At 61.9% G+C, this 457-nt stretch carries 1 protein-coding gene; it reads left to right on the top strand.

Annotation, left to right across the window (positions count from 1 at the left end; all coding sequences use genetic code 11):
- Positions 1–52 precede the first annotated feature (52 nt).
- Positions 53–457, top strand: a 405-nt coding sequence (locus EOA86_RS38060; RefSeq protein WP_206630298.1) for a ThuA domain-containing protein, incomplete at its 3' end; no start/stop codon positions are given.

Below are 457 nucleotides of genomic sequence, written 5' to 3'. Positions count from 1 at the left end.
TACTATGACTGGATGTACCGGGGCGGCGGCTTCAACCAATCAAGAGGATGTCATGACTATACGCGCTGTCGTTTGGGGCGAGAATATCCACGAGCGGACCAATGAGGTGGTCGCGGGGATCTACCCTGAGGGCATGCACGCAACGATCGCCAACGCGCTGAAGCTCGATCCCGAAATTTCCGCGTCATGGGCGACGCTCGAGCAGCCGGACCATGGCTTGCCGGCCGACCGTCTGGCGCAAACCGATGTCCTGCTATGGTGGGGACACAAGGACCATGGTGCCGTCGCCGACGACGTTGTCGGGCGCGTGGCGCGCCGGGTCTGGGAAGGCATGGGGCTGATCATCCTTCATTCCGGCCATTTCTCGAAGATATTCAAGAAACTGATGGGCACGCCCTGCACGCTGAAATGGCGCGAGGCTGGCGAGCGCGAGCGGCTCTGGGTGACGAGCCCCAAC

The organism is Mesorhizobium sp. M5C.F.Ca.IN.020.32.2.1, from assembly GCF_004023105.1.
Classification (GTDB): Bacteria; Pseudomonadota; Alphaproteobacteria; order Rhizobiales; family Rhizobiaceae; genus Mesorhizobium; species Mesorhizobium wenxiniae.
Note: the sequence above shows the minus strand (reverse complement) of the source record. Positions and strands in the feature narration are given on the sequence as shown.